Origin of the sequence: Acinetobacter sp. 148, from assembly GCF_031196675.1 — a bacterium.
Taxonomy (GTDB): domain Bacteria; phylum Pseudomonadota; class Gammaproteobacteria; order Pseudomonadales; family Moraxellaceae; genus Acinetobacter; species Acinetobacter baumannii.
Window position 1 is genome coordinate 61,729 of sequence record NZ_JAVIMT010000014.1, and the last position, 23,523, is coordinate 85,251.

Here is a 23,523-nt window from a genome sequence, read left to right on the forward strand (position 1 = left end):
TGACTTCATCAGGCGCCTCTTTGTCATATAATTGTCATAATTTAATTTAAGAATACAGAGGATTTTATTATCCTCTTACCGTCTGCATGAATTCTAATCTACCCCCTGTTTCGGATTCAAAACTTGCGGCAAACCTGCAAGCAAAATCGACGAATGTACATGTCCCGACACCTAAGTTTTTTATGCCGGTGTTTCTGACGATTATTATTGCAACACTTATTTATATTGGGTTTCAGGTCAGTGCTGATTTAGCACATGTTCCACCTTTAAGCCTTTATTCAGTTATTCTTTTATCTACTGCACTCTTGATTGCACTAGGCTTTGAATTTGTAAACGGTTTCCATGACACTGCTAATGCAGTTGCAACGGTTATTTATACAAATGCTTTGCCTGCACCGGTTGCAGTCATGTGGGCAGGTTTTTGTAATTTCCTTGGGGTAATGGTCGCAAGTGGTGCTGTTGCGTATGGCATTATTGCATTGCTTCCAGTTGAACTTATTATGAACATGGGCAGTGGTGCTGGCTTTGCAATGGTTTTTGCATTGTTGATCGCTGCAATTCTTTGGAATCTTGGTACTTGGTTCTTGGGAATTCCTGCTTCTAGCTCTCATACCTTGATTGGTTCAATCTTAGGTGTGGGTATTATGAATCATCTGTTGAGTGCATCGACTGGCGTAACGACCAGTGGTGTTGATATGGATCAGGTGATTAAAGTAGGTAAGGCATTATTATTTTCTCCTTTAATTGGTTTTGCTTTTGCGGCAATTGTATTCTTGTTAGTTAAAACTATTTTCAAACGCCAATTAGAATTATTCCAGCCACCTGAAGGGAATAAACCACCACCAGCAATCATTCGTGCAATTCTTATCTTTACCTGTACAGGTGTGAGTTTTGCACATGGTTCTAATGATGGCCAAAAAGGTATGGGTCTTATCATGCTTATTTTGGTTGGTTTAGTGCCATTAGCTTATTCATTAAATAAAAACCTCGATACACAGCAGGTTCAATCATTCCACCAGCTTTCTTCTCAAACTGCGGTTTTGTTAAACCAAAATCAACCAGAATTGACTGACGAAAAAGCACGTGCGGTTTTAACTAAATACATTCAAACCAAGCAACAAACGCCTGAAGTTGTGCCTGCATTGGCAAGCATGACTGACCATTTGGGTGAGCGTGTTTCTAGCTATAGCAACTTAAAAGATATTCCAGAAGCTGCAATTAGCGAAATCCGTAATGACATGTATTTGAGCACAACGACGTTTAAGCGTTTGGATAAGGCAGATGCTTTACCAAAAATGGATGACTCACAGAAAAAGCTTGTGAAAGATTATCGTAGTAGCTTGGATTCATTCTTACAATACATTCCAAACTGGGTGAAAGTGGCAGTCGCATTAGCGCTTGGACTTGGTACTATGGTTGGCTGGAAACGTATTGTGGTAACTGTCGGTGAGCGTATTGGTAAGCATCACATGACTTATGGTCAAGGGATGTCTGCTGAACTTGTTGCAATGAGTACAATTGCTGCAGCAGATGGTTTAGGTATGCCGGTTTCAACAACACACGTTTTAAACAGTGCTGTTGCAGGTACTATGGTTGCCAATAAATCAGGCCTGAATTTCAATACTGTAAAAACAATTCTCTCTGCATGGGTATTTACCCTTCCTGCAACCATCTGTTTGTCTGGTGGTCTATACTGGTTGTTCTTACAGTTTGTATAAGCTGTCTGTTTGAATAAAAAAAGCCACTAGCATGAGTGGCTTTTTTTATTGCTATATTTCAAAAAAAATCTTTTTTTAGGGTAAATTCTCTAACAAGTTAATGGCTATCTCGAACGCCTGTATTAAACACTTTAGCTTAAAATTTTTATGAAAGGATATAAGATGAAAACGGTTCAACTCGACCAATTAAAACAACAATTTCCACTCATTCAAACATTACAAGACTATCAAGAAACATTTTGGTTTAATCCTCACCGTTATCCTTTAAACGAAGCACTAGCGAAAGTGGGTCTTACAGAACAGGATGTAAAAGAAGCAGAAGCAAGGCTAGCGCGTTTCGCACCTTATTTGGCAAAAGTCTTCCCTGAAACTCAAGCCCAGCATGGAAAAATTGAATCAGCGCTAGTAGAAATTACGGAGATGCAACAAGGTCTATCGCTACAAAAGCATAAGACACTTACAGGGAAACTTTGGCTGAAAAAAGATAGCCATTTACCTATTTCGGGTTCAATCAAGGCACGTGGTGGTATTTATGAAGTATTGGCCCATGCTGAAAAATTAGCCATTGAGGCAGGGCTTCTCAAGCTAGAAGATGATTACAGTAAATTAGACCAAGACTCATTTCGAACATTTTTTTCCAAATATCAAATTGCGGTAGGTTCTACTGGTAACCTTGGTTTATCAATCGGTATTATGAGCGCGAAGCTTGGGTTTAGAGTGTCGGTACACATGTCTGCCGATGCAAGGCAATGGAAGAAAGATAAGCTACGTTCACTTGGAGTAAATGTGGTGGAATATGCCAGTGATTACGGAGTTGCTGTAGAAGAAGGGCGTAAGGCAGCCGAACAGGACCCATTTTGTTTTTTTATTGATGATGAGAATTCGACTACTTTATTTTTAGGTTATGCAGTTGCAGGTTTGCGTTTAAAACAACAGTTTGAACAAAAGCAAATTAAAGTCGATGCAGATCATCCTTTATTTGTATATTTGCCATGCGGAGTAGGGGGCGGACCTGGTGGGGTGAGCTTTGGGTTAAAACTCGCTTTTGGTGAGCATGTACATTGTATATTCGCAGAACCGACTCACTCTCCATGTATGTTACTTGGCATTTATACAGGCCTGCATGATCAGATTTCAGTAAATGACATTGGTTTAGATAACATCACTGCGGCAGATGGATTAGCTGTTGGCCGTGCTTCTGGTTTTGTCGGACGTGCTATGCAGCAGTTAATTGACGGTTACTACACCATTCATGATGAATGTTTATATGAACTCATTGCGCTTTTAAATCAAACTGAGAATATTCAAGTTGAACCCTCGGCGGCGGCGGGCATGATGGGGCCATATTATGTGCAAACTACTCCTGATTATTTGGCTTTGCATCAATTGTCAGCTGAAAAGTTACAGCATGCGACACATGTGGTATGGGCGACAGGAGGAGGAATGGTTCCACCTGATGAAATGCAAAAGTATTTAACGTATAGCCAAAACAATTAATTGCACAAAAAAGCCCAATTCTAAAATTGGGCTTTCAACGTTATTATTTTTTATAAAATTTCCTAAATGGAAGTTTCTCGGCTGCAAAGCCATAGATGGCTGCAAAAGGAAGAGCTGTACGCGCCAAATAAGCCACACGCCATAAACCGCCATGGTTAGCACCCTCCATCATCAACTCTAGAGGGTGATCGAGTACGGTTTCAGGGTTTGCGACAGAAGAATCATTTCTTAAGTCATGAATCCATAACGCCGCCATAATCGCATTCGTGGTTTCTGGACTAAATGCTTCTACATCAAAAAGTTCTGCGCCATTAAAAGCAGCTTTAAGGAGTGGATTCTTTGTGACCGAATGAGTTGTGGTAGATGGTGCAATATTAATACTTACACGTTGACCTTGATGACGGGCAAGTGTCGCACGCCATTGTTGAATACGTTTTGCCAAAGCGTAGTTTGGCCCTTGTTCAACTACCAAACAGTCTGCAATACCATAAGTTTTGCCATTTTCGCTAGTAATCAAATCTTGATAAGGTGCTTGAAAAAAACGTTTGAGTGAGAGTGTAGAAACACCTTTCACAGCCATTTTTTGTAGTTGTGAACGAGATTTAAATTTCTCTTGAGCAGCTTCTGCAACTTCTTTTGGTACTGCATAAACATCGGTTGGTGTGCACATAAACATTAAGCTGGTATCAGGTTTATGTTCACTCACATATTGCATAATACTGTCCATTGCCATAGAAACACGGACATGTTTTTCTCCGTCTAAATAAGCAATAGCAGCCAAGTCTAATTTTTGAGGAAATTGAACTAACCATTGGGCAATTTCTGGTATTTGCGTTAATAAATTGGCACCCAATTTATCTCTCAATGCTGAAGCTTTTGCCGAAGAGTCAATTTTTTCAATACTTGGTGCAATAAGCGTTGCGTTTCCTTGCTGGATTGTATTTAGAATTTTCCCCCATACTCGTGGGTTTGGTAAATCTATTGCAACAATATTCGCTTTCCATCTTGCTAGCCAAGGTAATGGTCCTGCTTCTGAGGCTGCACCAAATAACACCATCGTACGGTCAGATAAATCAAACCATTCAGGATGAGCAGCAGCTTCACGTAAAGCCTTAGCATGGCTTGGTTCAATAATACCTGCATTTTCCCATTTTTGAATTTGGTCAAGTAAGCTTTGCCCGCTCAGTTTTTGGCCTTTATATGGAACATACCATTCTGGTGCAGCTTCACTTTCGCCTTTAAATTTTACTGTATTTAAAGGTGTAGAAGTGGGGATGTGTAGAGCATCTTTTAAAAGATAGTGTTTACCATCGCGGTAATAATCAAAAAGATGATGAGCCTTATGCAATCCCTGTTTTGCAATGGTAATTGGATTATTGCTGTTAGTAATTCCGTGCTTAACAAGTGCCTTAAAGTAAATAGGATAATTTTTTCGCCAATTTTTTTCAGCCAAAATCTGTTGAGCAGTTTTATTATCTACAATAGATAAAGCTTCTGACAAAATCTCTTGGCCTGTAAGAGACGTGCTTTGCTTTTTGATCGAGGCGTGAATCGGAAATTGTAGACCTTCGGCTGAACTCTGGCTGGACATAAAATATCTCGCTTGTACGATAAGGTTAATATACAGGTGTATACATTATCTATGCCAACGAAAAGAAACGTGTGGCAATAACTGCCAAAATAAAATTCAATATTTTTGTGATGAATATAAGATGAGTCATTTTTTATGATAATTACATCGCATTTTACCTTCATTTTTTTTCACATTTTTAGAACATTTTTATAGACTTACGTTACATAAATAGTTATTTTGTATAGAGCGAATTCATCAGGTTTGACCTGAAGGTAAAATGATCAAAATGTATCAATAAAAAGATACAACGATGAGTAAAAACTAGACTTTTTTATTAAATGATCAGCAAAGTCAAACGAAATAAGAAAGAATTGGGGTGAAACTAGATAGAAGACAACGTAAGATTGTCTTTTAAAAATCTTGGGGATATGGTGATTTTTTACACCATAATTTTCTAGTTTCATCCCATCTAATTTTGGGCTGGAACCCTCCATTTCGGTATTCAGTTCATCATTTAATAGAAGTCTCTATCTAATGACTTTAAAAGAGTACTTCTAACAACGTCCTTTTTTCGCCTGTCCAGGTGGGCAAAAACCTCCTGGGTGTCCGTAATACGGAGAGTCAGGATCAATCACAATACTACCCTCAGGTGTATGTACTGCACAGGCTGATAATGACATTGTGAAAATTGCTGCGGCACAAAGAAGTAAAGTTTTCATGTTGTTCTCGCTTTTTTATCATTCTCCCTTTTACTATAGAAATGTTTTGATTACATTTCGATCAGTTTTTGGTTAAAAAATATCTTTTAGCAGCTAAATTAAGAAGAAATTAAGGAGAGCGTAAAATCGTTCTAAAACCCACATGGGTAGCGGCTAAATCAAAATCTTGGGGATAGCGGCTACTATTACGATAACGTGAGCAGTAATTTTCAGCACATAAAAACGATCCACCTTTAATCACATATTGAGTACTGCTCATTTCTTGTTGTCTTAAAGCAGAATAATTACCCATGTGCTGGTCGTGCGCACCTTGATAAGGAGAAGATGTCCATTCCCAAACATTTCCAATCATATCGAATAGTTTAAAACCGTTAGGTTTAAAACATCCGACAGGCGCAATACCAGTAAAATGATCTTGGTTCAGATTTTCAAAAGGAAATGCACCTTGCCAGTAATTCGCTTGTGGATGCTGGTGTTCATCGGTAGGTGCTTGATGTAAAGGAGTATCAGTTGGTGAGTTTGCTTTAGCGGCATATTCCCATTCAAGTTCTGTGGGTAAGTCCCGTCCTAGCCACACTGCATAATGTTCAGCATCATTTTTACTCACATACCTTACAGGCTCATTAGGATTGGCTACAGCACCATTTTTGCCGTTTGGTGTTCTCCATGTATATCCTGTCTTAAGTTGCCACCATTGCTGAGGATGATGTGGGTCTGGAGAAAAAACAGCAGCTTGTTTTTGTTTTTCAGCATCGGTGATATAACCAGTTGCCTTTACAAAACTCGCGAACTGAGCAACGGTGACTTCAGTTTGATCAATCCAGAAACCTTTAACTTCCCGTTGTTTTTTTCCAAAGTTAAGTTCATCTGGATAAGCTTTTTCAGAACCAAAATTAAAATGCCCATCTGGAATGAATACCATGCCTGCGGTCGTATTTTTAAGCCAGCCTGTAGGAAGTCCGGTATAGCTCTTACACTGTTCGATAGAACCCAAAGCAGCCGATTGAATGGCTTGCTTTGGTAAAACCGTTTTAGTGTCAGCGTTATGTTCAGACTTGCTACAGCCTGTGATGAACAACAGGCTGATTGTAGTACTTAAAACCAGTTTCAATTTCATTTGGCGTTATATTCCTGTACGCCATTTTGTTCAGTGTATTTTTGATAAACCGCTAATAGCTCTTGAACTTTTGCAGGGTAAAGCTGCGCGACATTGTGATTTTCTCCACGATCAGTGGCAATGTTATAGAGCTCCCAAGAACCTGTTCCTAATTCAGGGCGACCTTGAAGTGCGATTTTCCATTCACCCTGTTTTGCATATTTACTACCATGCAATTCATCGGCAAAACTGAAAGTGGCAGGGCGTATCGTTTGTGATTTATTTTCAAGTACAGACTTCCAAGAATAACCGCTTGGCGTATTAATGGTTCGGCCTTTATATTGCCCTTGAGGTACTGGAATATGAGCATAATCTAATAACGTTGGAAAAACGTCGAGTACCGATGCAAAGCTATGATTGGTTTCTTCAGCTTTCTTTTGATTTGGTAATTTCACAATAGCAGGAGCGGTAGTTGCACCTTCACCAGCTGTATCTTTCCATAAGTGGAAAGGTGCTGCACTGACCTCGGCCCAACGTGGACCAATGTAATGATAAGAAGTAGGGGTACCTACATTTGCTACAGAATTATCAAAGCCTGATTCACTGCCATAGCTTCCGCGAACAAAACCTTCTGCGCCATTATCAGAAACAAAGAAAATTAAAGTGTTGTCATAAAGATTATTTTGTTTGAGATATTGAATAATTCGGCCTACATTGGCATCGAGATTTTCTACCATGCCTGCGTAGATTTCCATTTTGCGAGCTTCAAGCGCTTTTTGTTCAGCTGTTAACTCATTCCACTTGCCATATTTTTGTGGTGCATTTTGAGTTGCAATTGGCTCGGCAGCCTCAAAATTTACTGGAATAATTCCAAGTTGCTTTTGGCGTGCAATACGGGCATTACGGATAGCATCGTAACCAACGTCATAAACGCCACGATATTTTTCACGGTATTCTGCTGGAGCCTGTATAGGCCAGTGGGGGGCTGTATAGGCTGCATAGGCAAAAAATGGTTTGCCACTATTTTTACCTGACTCTAAATAGCTAAGTAATTTGTCGGTAAAATAATTGGTCGAGAAAAAGTCATCAGGCAATGCTGAAATAGGAATAATTTGCCCATCTTCGGTATAGGTTGAATTTCGCTTAAACGTACTTGGAGCTTGTTTAAAGTGGTGGTCTAAACCTTGTAATAAGGTAAATGAATGATCAAAACCTTTAGCATGTGCATTGGTTTCAGGTGTTAATCCCAAATGCCATTTACCGCTAATATAAGTTCGATAACCATTATCTTTGAGCACCTGAGCAATCGATAGTGAGCGTTCATTTAAATAGCCTTCGTAGCCAGGCTGTCCTTTTAAATGATCAGGGGTAAGCTCTGCCATAGCACCTATGCCTGCCAAGTGATGATCAGTACCAGAAATGAGTTGTGAACGAGTAGGCGAGCATGTAGGTGCAGTGTGATAGTCAGTTAAAATTCGACCTTCTTGCGCTAAACTATCAATGTTCGGGGTATGAATTTCACCACCAAAAGCTCCTAAATCTGAATAGCCTAAGTCATCGGCCATAATGAATAAAATATTCGGCTGCTTTGGTGTACTTACCGCAGTTTCTTGTGAATCATTATCGTTACATCCAGCTAAAGATAAGCTAAATAAAGCAATGGAAAGACTAGATAAAAGAGCTTTGTACTTCATTGTATCATCTGAATTATTAAAAGAATTGTGCTTGAGTTTAATCAGATGGTTTTTGCAATCAAAACAAGGAATTGATCAAAGAAAATCAGAAAAATATCTGAGAATTTATCTTGATAAATAAATGAGAAAAAAAGAAAAGCCCATATTGGGCTTTTCTCAAAAATATGGATTTAAAAAGGTAGGCGAGTAAGTTGATCTAAGAAATGAGGAATCACTCTTGGCTCAATCAAAATCGTTACAATTACGCCGTAAGCCGCACCCCATAAATGGGCACTATGATTAATATGCGTATTGCCACGTTTACCTGCCCAAATACTATAAGCAACATAGAGAACTGCAAAAATAATAGCTGGCACAGGGATGAAAAATACAAAAATCAGCTTCCACGGCTGAAATAGAATATAGGCAAACAGAACAGCAGATACGGCTCCTGAAGCACCTAGACTTGCCCAGTTTGCATCATTTTTATGTTGTAGGTAGCTTGGCAAGATCGCAAAAATTAATCCGCCTAAATAGAACAGCACAAAACCCATGTCATAAAAATATTGGCGATAAAAACTTTCGATGATGCTGCCAAAGAAAAACAGGGTAATCATATTAAAGAGCAAATGAGTACCATCTGCATGGATAAAACCATGAGTAATGAATCGATCAAATTGTCCACGTTGCATTGCAGGCGGCCAGAAGATCAGACGGTTCATGACATTTTGATTGCTAAAAGCAAGTAAAGACACAATGACCGTAATAATAATAAGAGTAATGGTGTGATTAAACGGCAAATGCAACATAAGAAATATTTAAAAATGATCAATACTGATGGCAATAATGCCATTAAAAACACAACTTGAAACCCTGTTGTGTATAAATCCGACAAATTTAGTTGATTTTTTTTAAATCCACCTCATCTTCGGTTAATATAAAGGCATCAGCTTGAGGAATATTGTTATGTCGACTGAGAACACCAACACTGCTGTTGCAGAAGAAATTCCGAACCTTTTGATTACACCATCTGCACAAGAGTATTTGCACGAATTATTGGCGAAGCAAAATACTCCGGGAATTGGCGTTCGAATTTTTGTTGAACATCCGGGTACACCACGTGCAGAGTGCTGTATGGCATATAGTGCACCAGAAGAAGTGGTGCCAACGGATTATAAACAGGACTATCCTGATTTCCCTGCATATATTGATGCGCCGTCTATCCCTTATCTTTTAGACGCTGTTATTGACTACAACAAAGATCGTTTTGGTGGTCAGTTAACTTTCCGTGCACCAAACTCTAAAGTGCCGCGCGTAGGGCCAGATGCATCAATTGAAGAGCGTATTACCTATGTACTTCAAGCAGAAATTAACCCGGGTCTTGCAGGACACGGCGGTAACTGTAGCTTAGTTGAAGTGCAAGATGACCCTGAACACGGGCTTACTGCTGTATTGAAATTTGGTGGCGGTTGCCAAGGTTGTTCAGCAATTGATGTGACTTTAAAACAAGGTGTTGAAACAACCTTGAAAGAACACATTCCTGAACTACAACGTGTGGTTGACCAAACAGACCATACACAAGCAGAAGGTGCTTATTTCAAATAATTAAATTATTTGAAAAGTGAAATAAAAAAGCCTCGGGATGAGGTTTTTTTATTTTTTATAATTGAAAATAATTATCAATATTATTTATTTTTTTATTTAAATTTGTTACATTTGTTTAAGTAAAACTTAATATTTATTCATAATTTAATCTGTTGGAGCAGGATATGACTAAGCGTATTTTCCAATCTGTACTATCAATTTCGGTACTTACAGGAATGTTTCCTGCGGCTTATGCCGCTGAAAGTGAAAATATTTTAGTTGATTCTTCCATAAAAAATAAAAAAGATAGTGAAGTTACACAATTAGAAAAAATAGTCGTTACAGCAAGTGGCTTTGAACAAAATATAAAAAAAGCAGCAGCTTCGATTTCTGTTCTGACACAAGAGGAAATTAATAAAAAAGCATATCGAGATGTAACGGATGCACTTAAAGATGTACCGGGGGTGGTCGTTACAGGTGGCGGGAGCTCATCAGATATTAGTATTCGTGGAATGGGGAGCGCCTATACCGTTATTATGGTCGATGGTAAGAAAGTAAATACACGTTCTGTGCGGCCAAATAGTGATAATTCAGGTATTGAACAAGGTTGGTTGCCAGGAATCGAAAGTATCGAACGTATTGAAGTTATTCGTGGTCCAATGTCTGGCTTATATGGTTCAGATGCCATGGGTGGTGTGATTAATATCATTACTAAAAAAGTCGCAGATGTTTGGAACAGTTCTGTTAAGTTAGATACAACAATTCAGGAAAATAATAAATCTGGAAACCTTTACCAAGCTAATACTTATGTATCGGGACCATTAATTAAGAATTTACTTGGTTTAAAAGCTAATGGTACATTTTCACAAAGAGATGAAGATGAAATTATTGGAGGGTATAACAAACAAAAAATTCGAGCAGGAGGGGCTACTTTAAGCTTAACTCCTAATGATCAGCATACCATTGAGCTTGAATACCAGCGTTCTATTCAAAATCGTAATGCTACAGTTGGGAAAACAGTTTCACCTATTCAAACTGGTCGTAATCCACCAGCAGATTCATTAACAGACTATTACCGTACAGAATATAGTTTAACGCACCGTGGTGACATTGGTCCTGTGAAGACTCATTCTTATATTCAACGCGAAGAAAATAAGAACCCGTCTAGAAATATGGAAGCTGTAAATACTACATTTAATACGCTTAACCAAATCACATTAGCAAATCATGCGCTTAGTGTTGGGGGCAGCTATTTAAAAGAAGAATTGGATGATTTAGGTAACCAGTTAAAAGTGGGCGGGTCACAACCTGTTTCTAATTTAGATCGTTATAGCTGGGCATTATTTGCAGAAGATGCATGGAATATTACAGATCCTTTTACATTAACAATGTCACTGCGTATGGATCAGGATGAAAAATTTGGAGATCATTTCAGTCCTAAAGTATATGGTGTATGGACTTTAAATGATAATTGGATTATAAAAGGCGGCGTATCAACAGGCTATAAGACACCTGCACTACGAGCGACAGTAGCAGAATGGGGGCAAACTACGGGCGGAGGACGTTCGGCAGGGGTAATTGTTGGTAATCCAAATTTAAAACCAGAAAAAAGTACGAACTATGAGCTGTCATTTTCTTGGGATAATCTTGATAACCTCAATGCCGGTCTAACGATTTTTAATAGCGAATTTAAAGATAAAATTACAGAAGTTAGAACATGCTCGGGAGATGCGGGTACTTATAATTGTGATTGGTTGGGTACTAAATTTGATTTTGTCAGTCAACGAACAAATGTAGATAAAGCCAATATGAGAGGGATTGAAGCGACGTTTGGTTGGCTCATTTCACCTGACTTAAAATTGAATGCCAATTATACCTATACCGATACAGAGCAAAAGAGTGGGGAGTTTAAAGGCCAGCCTTTAAATGAAATGCCGGAACACATGTTTAATACTACTTTAGATTGGCAAGTGAATGATTTGGTGGGTATGTGGAGCCGTTTGAATTTCCGTAGCAAAACTTCTGAATATTTAAGCCGAACCTCAATGGCTGAAGGAAAGCCTGCTTATGGACTGGTTGATGTTGGTATGAACTATAAACCGACGGATAAAATCCAAGTTGCAGCAGGTATCTATAACTTATTTGATAAAGATGTTGATGTAGCAACCTACAATTATGTTTTAGACGGACGCCGTTATAATTTAGGAATCATTTATAATTTCTAAATATTTGAATAATAAAGGCGCTTTAAGCGCCTTTATTATTTAAAATCTCTAATGCTTTTTCAGAATAATAAAACTTCTCTAAGTATACACGGGCACGATGTCTTAAATGTCCTGTTGTGACTAATTGTTGTAGTACGGGTACAAGCAATTCGGTGAGTTCATGCTTCACTAAATTTTCGTCAATATTAAGATCACGGAGCAATAAATCAAAATTACGTTCCTGATTTCGTACATACCAAGTATAGATACCATCATGTACTTGCTGTTTTAGATAATCAGTTTGACGAATGTGGTCCCAGATTTCATGTCCTAGGCCAACGGTTTTTGTTAAATCTTGAACTTCTATATAGTTTTTTAAAACAGAAAGTGGCGAGGTTTTAACTTTATGCCAAACATTTGCCTGAAAATGGTAGAGCTTATCATTGTCAAAATGTTGGTTTAAAACACGCTCACTCATCTGGCTGAGTTTTAAAATATTCTTTTGCAAGTAATGGTTAATGGTATCGTCAAGATTAGAGTCGGTTACTGTTTCTAATACAGATTTGCCCATCTTCATAAAACGACCTACACTGGGTACGCGTTTTGACATAGATTCATCTAAATAATCATGCATTGTTTGCTGAATCAATTGAGTCAACAGTGCAGAAAAGGCAGGGTTATTCACAATTGTTTTAATGAGTTTTTTACGGTGCTCTTCTTTACTTGCTACGTATTGTGCAATTCGATCAATGGTTAAAACAGGAATAACGTCTTCAACAGTTGCGGTGTCATTTGTAGGATGAATCAGTGCAAAGCGGATATGCTCAGCAATCTGTTCAATCAGAAAATTCGAAGCGGGTGTGTCTAAAATCTGCTTTTGAATGAGCTGTTGAACCTGTTCAAACGTCCACAGGTGTTGTAATTGTCGACTCCCCAGCCAATGATAAAACTGCTCAAACTCTTGTTGGATCACCTGAGTCTGAGCAAATTGCTCATCTAAAAAATCTAGATGAGCTTCAATAAGTTTTTCAATCATGGGTTGGGTAGACATAAGGTCTCACAAGTCGGAAGTTTTATTTAAGGTGTTGTCGTTTTTGACGACTGGTTTGTTTCTACTTTCAGTAAAAACGGTACGTATTGTTGGATAACCAACTGTTCAGCTTCCAAAATTGGCATATGGCCTACGTTTTCTAAGATAACTGGAGGCTGGGCATTTTTTAAAAGCCGTTTTAGCTCGTTTGCTACTTCTACATTAATAATTTTATCCTGTTTACCCCATAAAATGAGTGTAGGGGCGTCAATCGTTTTAGTAAGTACAGCAAATGAATCTGGGGTATAGACTTTATTGAGTGCAATCAGTTGATCCACCAGTTTCTGGGTTTGAGGTGCCTGATTAATCATCAGTTTTTCTTGAGCTTGCAGGAACTCTTTAGGAATAAACGGAGGATTAAACATGGTTTGTTTTAATAAATAATTAAAATCACCTTTTTTAGAGACTAAAAGTTGTTTTAGATAGGTTGGATCTTTTAGATAAATTGTGTTGGCAGAACGGAAAATACCACCGCTATCGACTAAAAATAGACTTTTGGTTTCAAATGGATATTGTCCAGCATAGAGTAGGGCAATAGATCCGCCGAGTGAGTGCCCAGCAATATGAATTGGGCCTTTTAAATTGGCGGCTTCAACAAAGCGACGTAATTTTTCAGCTAAGTTGGGAACCGAATAATCAAAGTCTTGCGAAACGATAGTTTCGCCACTGCCCGGTAAGTCAGGAATAATAACGTGATAATTTGTCGTGAGATAATGGGCAACTCGGTTCCAGTTATCTCGACTGCCCGCTAGGCCATGAATGAGTAGTAAAGTTGGCTTTGTGCTAGAGCCACCTTCACTATATGACCAAGTGATATCGCCCACCTTTAGGCTTTTGCTTTGCAGTCCTGCCCAGTTACGTTCCTGCTGTAATATTGTTTGAAAGCTGACATCAATATTATCGGCTGCCTGCGCTTGAGAAATGCTCATGACTGACAATAAGCTACAAGCCAAAGTCAGTGCAGTAGCAGTTTTTTTCATAGAGGCTTTAATTGATGCGGACAGCCTTGTCATAGATTTCATCCTTGATGCTTAAGCGAGTTTGAAAAATTATTGAAAAACTTTGCCAATGAGTCATTTGCCAAACGTTTGGAATCAAGAAAATTATAGTCAATCTATAAACTAAAGTATGTCTATTTTTTCACTAAACAGTAGGTAATTGTGCGGTGATCTTCCTTATAAAACTAATTAAAGTTTTAAAAAATTTTCCTGAAAAAGGATTTATTTTTTGTCAGTGACATTCAAATTTTGACACATTAAAATGATTTCTAACCTTGAAAAAACAATGGAAATATAAAATGCCTACTGCGCAAGAAGTTTTAGATCGTTTGAAAGCAGGTAATCAACGATTTGTAAATGGAAATACTTCCCTTGCAAAAACCTTATCACATCATGAACGCGCTGAAATGGCAAAGGATCAAAATCCATTTGCAATTGTATTAGGCTGTTCAGATTCTCGTGTACCAGCAGAAATGGTATTCGATCAAGGTCTTGGTGACTTATTCGTAATCCGTGTTGCTGGTAATGTTGTTGCACCTTCACAAGTTGGTAGTGTTGAGTTCGCGGCAGAACGTTATGACTGTCCGGTTGTAGTTGTATTAGGACACAGCCATTGCGGCGCGATTCAAGCGACAATTGATACGTTGATGAACCCTGAGCACCCGCCATCTTCTAACTTAATGTCGATTGTGAACCGTGTTCGTCCATCAGTTGAGATTTTAATGCAGACTGATTTAAAAAATGACTTGAAAAAACTCTCATGTCATGCGGTGCGTTCAAACGTATTTGCTTCGGTAAACCAATTACGTCATGGTTCGGCTGTATTAGAAAATCTAATTGCAAAAGGTGAACTGATTGTCGTTGGTGCTGAATATTCGCTAGAAACTGGTGAAGTTACTTTCTTTGACTTCTGATCATAATAAAAATATTTAAAACTAAAAGGTGCCTATAGGGCACCTTTTATGTATGGGAAAGCTAAATTCAGTAATTTTGATTGTGCTTGGGCATTTGGATGAATCAAGTCATTTTGCATTAGTTGCTTTTGCCCAGCGACGCCATCAAGAAAAAAGGGTAGCAATTTCACCTGATATTTTTGACTTACAGTTTTATAGTTATTTTCGAATGCTTTGCTATAAGCCGTGCCATAATTGGGCGGAATCTTCATACCAAAAAGAATAACTTTTGCTTTTTGCTTCTGGCTTAATTGGACGAGCTGAGACAGATTTTTTTGAATCATTTGTGGTGGTTGACCACGTAAGCCATCATTCCCGCCTAATTCAATAACAACTACCTCGGGTTTATAAGTTTGTAAAAGTTTTGGTAATCGTGCCAAAGCACCGCTAGTGGTTTCCCCACTCACACTTGCATTGACCACTTTATGTTGTTTGGGATACTGTTGGTCTAAACGTTTTTGTAGTAATTGTACCCAACCTTGTTTAGGGTCTATTCCATAACCGGCACTGATACTATCTCCTAAAATTAAAATAGTTTTTGCCGAGACGAACATGGGCAACATGCTCAATGAGATGAGCAAGAGACTTTTAGAACCAAACAAATAAGATTTATACATTTGTGTTTCGACCCGAATACTCAATATATAGGACTGTTCACATCATGCCACAACCTATCATTGCTGCCCATCAAGTTACACAAACTATTCAGATTAACCAAAATCAATTTACGATTTTAAAAAATATTGATTTAGATATTTATGAAGGGGAGCAGGTAGCAATTACAGGACGTTCTGGTTCAGGAAAATCAACTTTACTGGGTATTTTAGCGACTTTAGACCAACCCTCTGAAGGTGAGGTGTGGTTATGTGGTCAGGCGGTTCATAAGTTAACAGAAGAGCAGCGCGCTCAAATTCGAATGCAGCATATTGGTTTTGTATTTCAGTCTTTTCAGCTTTTGCCACAGTTAAGTGCACTTGAAAATGTGATGTTACCGCTTCGGTTACGTAAAGATTTTGATTATAAAACAGCTGAGAAAAAAGCTTTAGATTGGTTGCATCGGGTAGGCTTAAGCCGTCAAGCTGAACAAACGCCTAAGGTCTTATCCGGTGGAGAGCAACAGCGTGTGGCAATTGCTCGGGCTCTCATTGCTGAGCCACAAATTATTTTTGCCGATGAACCGACCGGAAACCTTGATGGTCAAACCGCCCAAGAAATTGAAACTCTTCTTTTTGATTTAAATCGAGAGCTTGGTACCACCCTTATTTTGGTCACACATGATCGTAATTTGGCAGCACTTTGCCAACGACATGTGGAGTTAGATGATGGCCGACTAAAGACGGTACAGGGTGGTTAAACTATGCGTAATCTTCTCAAACCACTTTTTTTACAAAGCTTTCGTACCGGAGGCTTATATTTACTTATTATTGCGCTCTCACTTGCGATCAGTGCAACCACCGCTCTTAAGTTTAGCAATGACCAAGTTAAAAATGCGGTAAGTCTACAAGCAGCGCAAATGTTAGCAGCAGATTTGGTTCTGTCGAATAATGAACCTATAGACGCAAAATGGCAAAAAAGGGCAGATCAGCTTGGCTTAAAGCAGACTAATGTGACCATGTTTAGTTCAATGGCACATACTCAAGATCAGTTTGTCATGGTCAATGTAAAAGCAATAGAACCTGCATTCCCATTAAGAGGAAAGCTTGAGATTGAACCTATAGCGCGTGGTATCCAACCAGGTGAAGTATGGTTGAGTCAAAGGGCAGCCGATTTACTTAAAGTTAAACTAGGCGATATGGTATCTATTGCAGATGCGGCATTTCGCTTTAGTGGCGTGATTGTGCGAGATTCAAATCAAGAACTTGGTTTTTCTGGTTTTTCGCCTACTGTCATTATTCATCAAGCAGATATTGCTAAAACTCATGCAATTCAAACTGGTAGTAGAATCGATTATCGACTGTTAATGTCTGGTCAGCCTGAACAGGTTCAGTCATTTTCAAGGCAATTTAAGCAACAGCATCAACCTGCAAATGAACAGGAAGAAACCATAGGGTTACGTTTACGCGATGCCAGTGAATCAAATAGCAGATTATTACGCCCGTTAGAAAACCTAGATACCTTTTTGCAATTAGCCAATATTTTAACAATTTTATTGTGTGGTATCGCCATTGCTTTAACGAGTCAAAGATATGTTCAGCAAAACCAAGATCACATTGCTTTAATACGTTGTTTAGGTGCGAGTAAGTTTCAAATTTTATGGGCCTATATTGGGTTACTTTGTGTAGTCAGTGCAATTTCGATTGTGATCGGTAGTCTCTTAGGAATAATGATGGGCTATGGCTTGCTTGAGCTCATGCTACAACTGATTCCACAACTAGAGTTAAGTTTCTCTGTGGTTGGTTTTTTACTTGGTCCCTTACCAATTGCCATTTTTACCAGTGTAATTGTGCTACTTGGATTCATTTTGCCAAGTATTTGGGAGTTGTTAAATACTCCTCCTATCCGTGTTATTCGCGAGCAAGCCAAATCTCGAAAATCATTATTCTTTATGTTCTTTGCGGGTATTACCAGTCTTGTTATTTTTAGCTTAGTTTTAAGCGAAAATTTAATGCTCAGCATTTGGGTATTAACAGCGATTATTCTGCTTTGCATTTTACTTTATACCGTCGTCTGGATATTGCTTCGTACTTTAAAAAAGATGAAAACTCGTTTGTCTTTTTATATTCGTTCTCCTTATCAAAGTGCCTTACAAATTACTGCATTGGCTTTAGGGTTAAGTCTTATTACAGTGTTAAGCGTGTTAAGAACAGATTTATTAGAACGCTGGCAACAGCAGTTACCGGAGGGCACACCTAACCAGTTTGTTTATGGCCTACCACCATTTGATTTAAAAGCTTTTGAGCAACAGTTGAAGCAAAATGGTTGGCAAAGCACACCGTTATATCCAAACATTCGTGGGCGGTTACTCGCAAAGAATGATGTTCCTTTTTCAGAAGAAGCTATAAAACAAAATAACGCTCTACGCCGCGAATTAAATTTAACTCAGTCGAGTGCTTTACCAAATGACAATGTCATTACAAAAGGTCAAGCGGAATTTAATGCAGTAGGCCAAGTTTCAGTTGAGAGTAAAACAGCAGAAAGTCTAGGAATCCAGATTGGTGACAGGCTTACTTTTAGTCTGCCAGAAGGTAGCTTGCAAGCTAAAGTTATAAATTTTCGGAGCGTTGAGTGGGAAAGCTTTAGTCCTAATTTTTTCTTTATTTTTTCACCTAAAACTTTAGATGAAAATGCTGGTAGTTACTTGGGTAGTTTTTATGTGCCTAAGCAAGATCAACCTAAAATGATCCATATGATTCAGCAATTCTCCAATACGGTTTTTATTGATGTTGATCGAATTTTAGATGAAGTAAAACGCTTAATGAATGTCTTGGTTAAAATTGTGACTGTGCTTGCAGCGTTAGTTGGCTTTTCTGGAATACTTGTTTTAATTGCTTGTTTAAATCTATTAATGGATGAACGCCGTCGGGAAGTGGCTTTGTTACGTTCATTTGGTTTGTCGAAAAATAAAATGAAGCAAATGCTCAGCCTGGAAATTGGTTTTTTAGGGTTGTTAGCAGGCATTGTTGCCTGCTGTTTTGCCGAGGTAATTAGTGCAATTGCAAGTTATAAAATGAATATGGCTTTACAGTGGCATATTGAAATATGGTTAATTTTACCACTTGCCATGATGTTGCTTTGCGCTCTGATTGGCCGATATAGACTCGGTTATCTTTGTAATTTACCGCCACTACAAAGTTTACGTGAGCTGAACCAAATTTAAGTTAGGGGAGTATTTCTGGGTTCTGAATTAAAACCTCATGCCAAAGTGGAAGTAATGGTGAGTTAAGCTGATTACAGTAAACATAGAAACCGACAGTCATGAAAAGTCCTCCCACTAACCCTAAGAATTTTAGGAGGCTTTTAAATGGAGTGCGGTAGCTTAAATACCAAATGAGTGCGAGTAAGGCACCCATAATCATACCGCCGACATGTGCAGCATTATTAATACCTGTGGCAACCAGACCAAATATAAGGTTAATGGCCATAATCATTAATAATGCTTTTTTATCAAGTATGTAGGCTTGATGTGGCAAGGGTGGAAATAAGGAAAGAACGGTTAACGCTGCACCTAATCCCATCACAGCGCCCGATGCACCTGCACTGACATGAGGAAGTAAGCTCTGATCAAAATGTTGTAGTAATTCATGCCCATTTTGAATGGTCATATAGCTACTGAGAAGGCTACCAAATAAGCCAGCAATTAAATACAGGCATATAAAATAGAAGCGACCAAATAGTGACTCAGCAACATTACCAAAAATATAAAGGGCCCACATGTTAAGCATGAGGTGAACAAGACCAAAATGAAAAAACATGCTGGTAAATAAGCGTTCGGGCTGCCCAGTAAAAGTAAGTGGTGTAAAATCTGCACCCCAATGAATAGCATCTTTCATGGCTGGGTCGCTAATATCGACACCAGTTGCAATTTGCCAAACAAACAAACCTACGTTAATCAAGATCAGTAAGGCGGTCAGCCACCAAGTTTGTACATTGAGTTTACGATTAATGTGCGGAGGCTGATATTGAGTCATGCTATGCTTTTGTTATATATGAACATGCTTAACAGCTTAACATGAAAAAAGTTGAATACAGGAGATCAGGACGAACATGAAAGCTTTTATTGTTCGCGTGTTGTTAATTTTTATTGGGGCAATTCTCCTTATTCAACTTTGGATTTTCTCAAGTTTGGTTTGGTGGCGTACACATGAAGTTGATACCACCATGTTTATGCGAATTGATTATTGGTCAGATCCATCTGAGCCGATCATTCATGAATGGCTTGACTATGATGACATTAGTGACAATTTCAAACATGCAATTTTAGCAGGAGAGGACGCAAAATTTATTCATCATCATGGTTTTGACTGGGATGGTATTCGTTTTGCGCTAGAGCGTAACAATGAGCAAGGAGAGGTTGTTGCTGGTGGTTCTACCGTATCTCAACAACTTGCAAAAAACTTGTTCTTATATAATAAGCGTTCATTTATTCGTAAAGGCCAAGAAACTGTAGCGACATGGATGATGGAGCGCATGTGGTCGAAACGTCGAATTCTTGAGGTGTATATGAACTCTGTTGAATTTGGCAAAAATTTGTATGGCGTTGAAGCCGCGGCTCAATATTATTATGGTAAAAGTGCCAAAAGCTTAACGCGCGAACAAGCTGCTTTTTTAGCCGCATTATTGCCCGATCCGAAATATTATCAAGATCATCGCAACGATCGTAAACTACAATATAGAAAACGCGTTATTTTACGTTATATGAATAGCACCCAGATTCCTGAATAATACTGTCTTAAAGATGTGTTATTTTTTTAGTTTTTATCAAATTGACATAATTTTGCAGCATACTATTTTGCAGAGATTTTGGTTGGAAAGAGATTAGGTTAGACATGAATACAGCGATTACAGCAACGACCCCAACAGAATATAGTTATAATGACCGTTATATTAATCGTGAATTGTCTATTCTTGACTTTCATTTGCGCGTATTGGAACAGGCCGTCGACCCTTTACATCCATTACTGGAACGAATGAATTTCTTACTCATTTTTTCGCGTAATTTAGATGAGTTTTTTGAAATTCGTGTAGCAGGTGTTATGGAGCAATTTGCTCTAGGCAATGAAAGTCGAAGCCCGGACGGTTTAACGCCAAGACAAGTCTTACAAAAAATCTCTGAAACTGCCCATACTGCAATTGAGCGCCAATATCGTATTTTAAACGAAGAAATTTTACCTAAGTTACGTGAAGAAGATATCTGCTTTTTACGTCGTGGTGAATTAACACCAGCTCAATCAGCTTGGGTAAAAAAATATTTTCAGGAACAGGTTGCGCCTGTTTTAACTCCAATCAGTTTAGATCCAGCCCACCCATTTCCGCGTTTAGTCAATAAAAGTTTGAACTTTATTGTGACTTTAGAAGGTAAAGATGCGTTCGGGCGACAAATTGATTTGGCTGTTGTACCAGCCCCACGTTCATTGCCACGTGTTGTACGATTACCAGATGAGTTAACGGGTGGTAAAGAACATCATGTCATGTTGTCTGCAATTATTCATGAACATGTTTCAGACTTGTTCCCGGGCATGACTGCAACTGGTTGCTATCAATTCCGTGTAACTCGTAATGCCGATTTGGCACTTAATGAAGACGTTGAAGATTTGGCAAAAGCGTTAAAAGGTGAGTTAAGTTCACGCCGATTTGGTCGTGCAGTACGCTTAGAAGTAACCCAAAATTGTCCACAGCATATTTATGAATATCTACTTGAAGAGTTCGACTTAAACGAAGAACAATTATATAAAGTTGATGGCCCTGTAAACTTGGCTCGTCTGGTTTCGAACTTTAAACGTCCTCATTTGCGTTACGACTCACACACGCCAGTCGTACCAAAAGTGTTTAAAAAGACCGAGAGTATTTTCTCGGCTATGCAAAAGCAGGATATTTTACTTCATCACCCATTTGAGTCTTTTGCACCTGTTATTCAGTTACTCCGTGAAGCAGCACGTGACCCGCAAGTACTCGCAATTAAACAGACACTTTATCGTAGTGGTGCAGACTCGGAAATTGTTCAAGTTTTAGCAGAAGCTGCGCGTAATGGTAAAGAAGTGACGGCGGTAATTGAATTACGTGCCCGTTTCGATGAAGAGTCGAATATCGAAGTGGCTAATGTTTTACAAGAAGCAGGAGCAGTCGTTGTTTACGGTATTGTAGGTTATAAAACCCATGCCAAAATGATTATGGTGGTACGCCGTGAAAACAACAAACTGGTGCGTTATGTTCATTTAGGAACGGGTAACTACCATGCTATGAATGCTCGCATTTATACCGATTACGGCCTAATGACCACCGATAAAGACTTGTGTGAAGACGTACACCGTATTTTCCAAGAGCTCACGGGTATGGGTAAAATGGCAAAACTGAAAAAGTTACTCCATGCACCTTTTACTCTGCATGCTCAGCTCATTAACTTTATTGATGAAGAAATTGCCAATGCAAAGGCTGGTCGTAAAGCCCAAATTATTGTCAAAGTGAATGCTTTAACTGAAGTTCAGCTTATTAATAAATTGTATGAAGCTTCTCAAGCAGGGGTGCAAGTAGATCTCATTATTCGTTCGATTTGCTGTTTACGTCCGGGATTACCAAATTTATCGGAAAACATTCGGGTACGTTCAATTGTAGGCCGTTTCCTTGAACATACACGAGTTTATTACTTTAGTAATAATGGCGATGCTCGTATTTACTGTTCAAGTGCGGACTGGATGGATCGTAACTTATTTAATCGTGTTGAAGCATGCTTCCCAATTGAAGATCCTGCTTTGAAAAAACGTATTTATCAGCAAGGACTCCTTAATTATTTACAAGATAATCAGCAAGCTTGGTTGTTACAGGGCGATGGTACATGGGTACGTGCCCAGCCAGCCGAAGGCGAAAAATTGCATAATGCTCAAAGAGAATTATTAGAAACTTTTAAATAAAAAATTATTTTTAAAAAAGCCGACATCATGTCGGCTTTTTAATTAACTGAATTTCATAATAATTTAATTAATTTTTCTAAATGGTTGTAGGATAAACGGCAATAATTTGAATTAATGCAATATGTTTGAAAAATATGTGATTCTTTACATAAAACATTGAATTTTAAAAATATACAAATCACAAGAAATCTACTTTAATACGCCGCATTAAATATACTTAACTTTGGTAAGTGAATAATATGCAAGACTTTATTAAAAGTTTATTTATTAGAATATTTTTGGGGTTAATGCCAGTGACTGCTTATGCGGATCAGAAGTGCTATGGAGATATTATTGTATTTCAGAAATTTGATGATCAAATGATATATCCTTATTTTATACATCCTTCTAGAGAGAAAAATAAGAAGAATGAAACACAAAATAAGACAATCGTGATTCAGAAAAGAAAACTTACTCAAGAGGAATTGTTAGCACAAAAGAAAATTGACGATAATCAGTTAAAAAAAATTGAAGAAAAGAAAAATATTGAGAAGAAAAAGCAACTTGATGCAGCGGTCGCGAAAGAAATTTTAGAAAACGGTGAAAAAAAATGGATGGTGCAAGTTGCTTTGGCACCTAATCAAAATAAAGCAAATATGATTCATTCCCAATTACAGGCTAAAGGGTATAAAGTTGTTACCAGCCCAACCACAAAAGGAATACGGGTCATGGTCGACCCTGCCAATGACTACGCAATTGCACAAATTATTCGAGAAAAAATAATTGCAGATGATAGCTTGGATTTGAGATCGGCTTGGGTATTTAAATGGGCTTCTCTAACAGCACAGTAAAAGAAAAAGGAGTCCGAAGACTC

General features: G+C 38.4%; 20 protein-coding genes. 10 read left to right on the forward strand and 10 right to left on the reverse strand.

The window, feature by feature from the left end:
• The first annotated feature begins 86 nt into the window (after window positions 1-86).
• Complete coding sequence (locus RFX69_RS02040) at window positions 87-1,718, forward strand: inorganic phosphate transporter (RefSeq protein WP_001087641.1); 1,632 nt, start codon at window positions 87-89, stop codon at window positions 1,716-1,718.
• Window positions 1,719-1,880: 162 nt separating this feature from the next.
• Window positions 1,881-3,215 (forward strand): D-serine ammonia-lyase, encoded by a 1,335-nt coding sequence (locus RFX69_RS02045; RefSeq protein WP_289333007.1) that lies wholly within the window; start codon window positions 1,881-1,883, stop codon window positions 3,213-3,215.
• A 43-nt stretch (window positions 3,216-3,258) separates the two neighbouring features.
• Here the strand turns inward: RFX69_RS02045 and RFX69_RS02050 are convergent, their stop codons facing one another.
• From RFX69_RS02050 to RFX69_RS02070, 5 genes are all read right to left on the reverse strand, one after another.
• On the reverse strand, window positions 3,259-4,806 hold the full coding sequence (locus RFX69_RS02050; protein WP_289333006.1) for a hypothetical protein: 1,548 nt from the start codon (window positions 4,804-4,806) through the stop codon (window positions 3,259-3,261).
• A gap of 536 nt (window positions 4,807-5,342) precedes the next feature.
• Window positions 5,343-5,507: a hypothetical protein gene (locus RFX69_RS02055; RefSeq protein WP_000854552.1), complete on the reverse strand. Its 165-nt coding sequence runs from the start codon at window positions 5,505-5,507 to the stop codon at window positions 5,343-5,345.
• A 109-nt stretch (window positions 5,508-5,616) separates the two neighbouring features.
• Window positions 5,617-6,624: a formylglycine-generating enzyme family protein gene (locus tag RFX69_RS02060; RefSeq protein WP_032047025.1), complete on the reverse strand. Its 1,008-nt coding sequence runs from the start codon at window positions 6,622-6,624 to the stop codon at window positions 5,617-5,619.
• On the reverse strand, window positions 6,621-8,297 hold the full coding sequence (locus RFX69_RS02065) for an arylsulfatase (protein ID WP_289333005.1): 1,677 nt from the start codon (window positions 8,295-8,297) through the stop codon (window positions 6,621-6,623). Before RFX69_RS02065 ends, RFX69_RS02060 begins: the two co-directional genes overlap by 4 nt.
• Before the next feature lie 170 nt (window positions 8,298-8,467).
• Window positions 8,468-9,085 (reverse strand): rhomboid family intramembrane serine protease, encoded by a 618-nt coding sequence (locus RFX69_RS02070; RefSeq protein ID WP_000902942.1) that lies wholly within the window; start codon window positions 9,083-9,085, stop codon window positions 8,468-8,470.
• 157 nt (window positions 9,086-9,242) lie between these two features.
• Between RFX69_RS02070 and nfuA the strand changes: the two genes are divergently transcribed.
• Together nfuA and RFX69_RS02080 are read left to right on the forward strand one after the other, a co-directional pair.
• On the forward strand, window positions 9,243-9,881 hold the full coding sequence (gene nfuA, locus RFX69_RS02075) for a Fe-S biogenesis protein NfuA (RefSeq protein WP_000102721.1): 639 nt from the start codon (window positions 9,243-9,245) through the stop codon (window positions 9,879-9,881).
• 164 nt (window positions 9,882-10,045) lie between these two features.
• Window positions 10,046-12,085: a ligand-gated channel protein gene (locus tag RFX69_RS02080; protein WP_289333004.1), complete on the forward strand. Its 2,040-nt coding sequence runs from the start codon at window positions 10,046-10,048 to the stop codon at window positions 12,083-12,085.
• Between the two features lie 22 nt (window positions 12,086-12,107).
• Here RFX69_RS02080 and RFX69_RS02085 read toward each other — a convergent pair whose 3' ends face one another.
• Together RFX69_RS02085 and RFX69_RS02090 are read right to left on the reverse strand one after the other, a co-directional pair.
• Window positions 12,108-13,115, reverse strand: coding sequence for a hypothetical protein (locus RFX69_RS02085; RefSeq protein ID WP_289333003.1), 1,008 nt, complete (start codon window positions 13,113-13,115; stop codon window positions 12,108-12,110).
• A gap of 26 nt (window positions 13,116-13,141) precedes the next feature.
• Window positions 13,142-14,167, reverse strand: a complete 1,026-nt coding sequence (locus tag RFX69_RS02090) for an alpha/beta fold hydrolase (RefSeq protein WP_000197540.1) — start codon at window positions 14,165-14,167, stop codon at window positions 13,142-13,144.
• Window positions 14,168-14,451: 284 nt separating this feature from the next.
• Here RFX69_RS02090 and RFX69_RS02095 point away from each other — a divergent pair, with 284 nt between their 5' ends.
• Entirely contained in the window at window positions 14,452-15,066 is a 615-nt protein-coding gene (locus tag RFX69_RS02095; RefSeq protein ID WP_001141695.1) for a carbonic anhydrase, read from the forward strand.
• 32 nt (window positions 15,067-15,098) lie between these two features.
• On the opposite strand, the gene RFX69_RS02100 is transcribed toward RFX69_RS02095, so the two are convergent.
• Window positions 15,099-15,722 (reverse strand): arylesterase, encoded by a 624-nt coding sequence (locus RFX69_RS02100; RefSeq protein ID WP_272334558.1) that lies wholly within the window; start codon window positions 15,720-15,722, stop codon window positions 15,099-15,101.
• Window positions 15,723-15,766: 44 nt separating this feature from the next.
• On the opposite strand from RFX69_RS02100, the gene RFX69_RS02105 reads away from it, so the two are divergent.
• Window positions 15,767-16,459, forward strand: coding sequence for an ABC transporter ATP-binding protein (locus tag RFX69_RS02105; RefSeq protein ID WP_001136095.1), 693 nt, complete (start codon window positions 15,767-15,769; stop codon window positions 16,457-16,459).
• Window positions 16,460-16,462: 3 nt separating this feature from the next.
• A complete protein-coding gene (locus RFX69_RS02110) occupies window positions 16,463-18,922 on the forward strand; it encodes an ABC transporter permease (RefSeq protein ID WP_289333002.1) in 2,460 nt (819 codons plus the stop codon).
• Between the two features lies 1 nt (window position 18,923).
• Here the strand turns inward: RFX69_RS02110 and RFX69_RS02115 are convergent, their stop codons facing one another.
• On the reverse strand, window positions 18,924-19,733 hold the full coding sequence (locus tag RFX69_RS02115; RefSeq protein ID WP_289333000.1) for a rhomboid family intramembrane serine protease: 810 nt from the start codon (window positions 19,731-19,733) through the stop codon (window positions 18,924-18,926).
• A gap of 76 nt (window positions 19,734-19,809) precedes the next feature.
• Here RFX69_RS02115 and mtgA point away from each other — a divergent pair, with 76 nt between their 5' ends.
• A complete protein-coding gene (gene mtgA / locus RFX69_RS02120) occupies window positions 19,810-20,487 on the forward strand; it encodes a monofunctional biosynthetic peptidoglycan transglycosylase (protein WP_000642933.1) in 678 nt (225 codons plus the stop codon).
• Window positions 20,488-20,591: 104 nt separating this feature from the next.
• Window positions 20,592-22,670, forward strand: coding sequence for a polyphosphate kinase 1 (gene ppk1 / locus RFX69_RS02125; protein ID WP_001090306.1), 2,079 nt, complete (start codon window positions 20,592-20,594; stop codon window positions 22,668-22,670).
• A 53-nt stretch (window positions 22,671-22,723) separates the two neighbouring features.
• Here the strand turns inward: ppk1 and RFX69_RS02130 are convergent, their stop codons facing one another.
• On the reverse strand, window positions 22,724-22,852 hold the full coding sequence (locus RFX69_RS02130) for a hypothetical protein (protein WP_085920711.1): 129 nt from the start codon (window positions 22,850-22,852) through the stop codon (window positions 22,724-22,726).
• Window positions 22,853-22,909: 57 nt separating this feature from the next.
• Here RFX69_RS02130 and RFX69_RS02135 point away from each other — a divergent pair, with 57 nt between their 5' ends.
• Entirely contained in the window at window positions 22,910-23,500 is a 591-nt protein-coding gene (locus RFX69_RS02135) for an SPOR domain-containing protein (RefSeq protein ID WP_001150735.1), read from the forward strand.
• The last annotated feature ends 23 nt before the right edge of the window (window positions 23,501-23,523 follow it).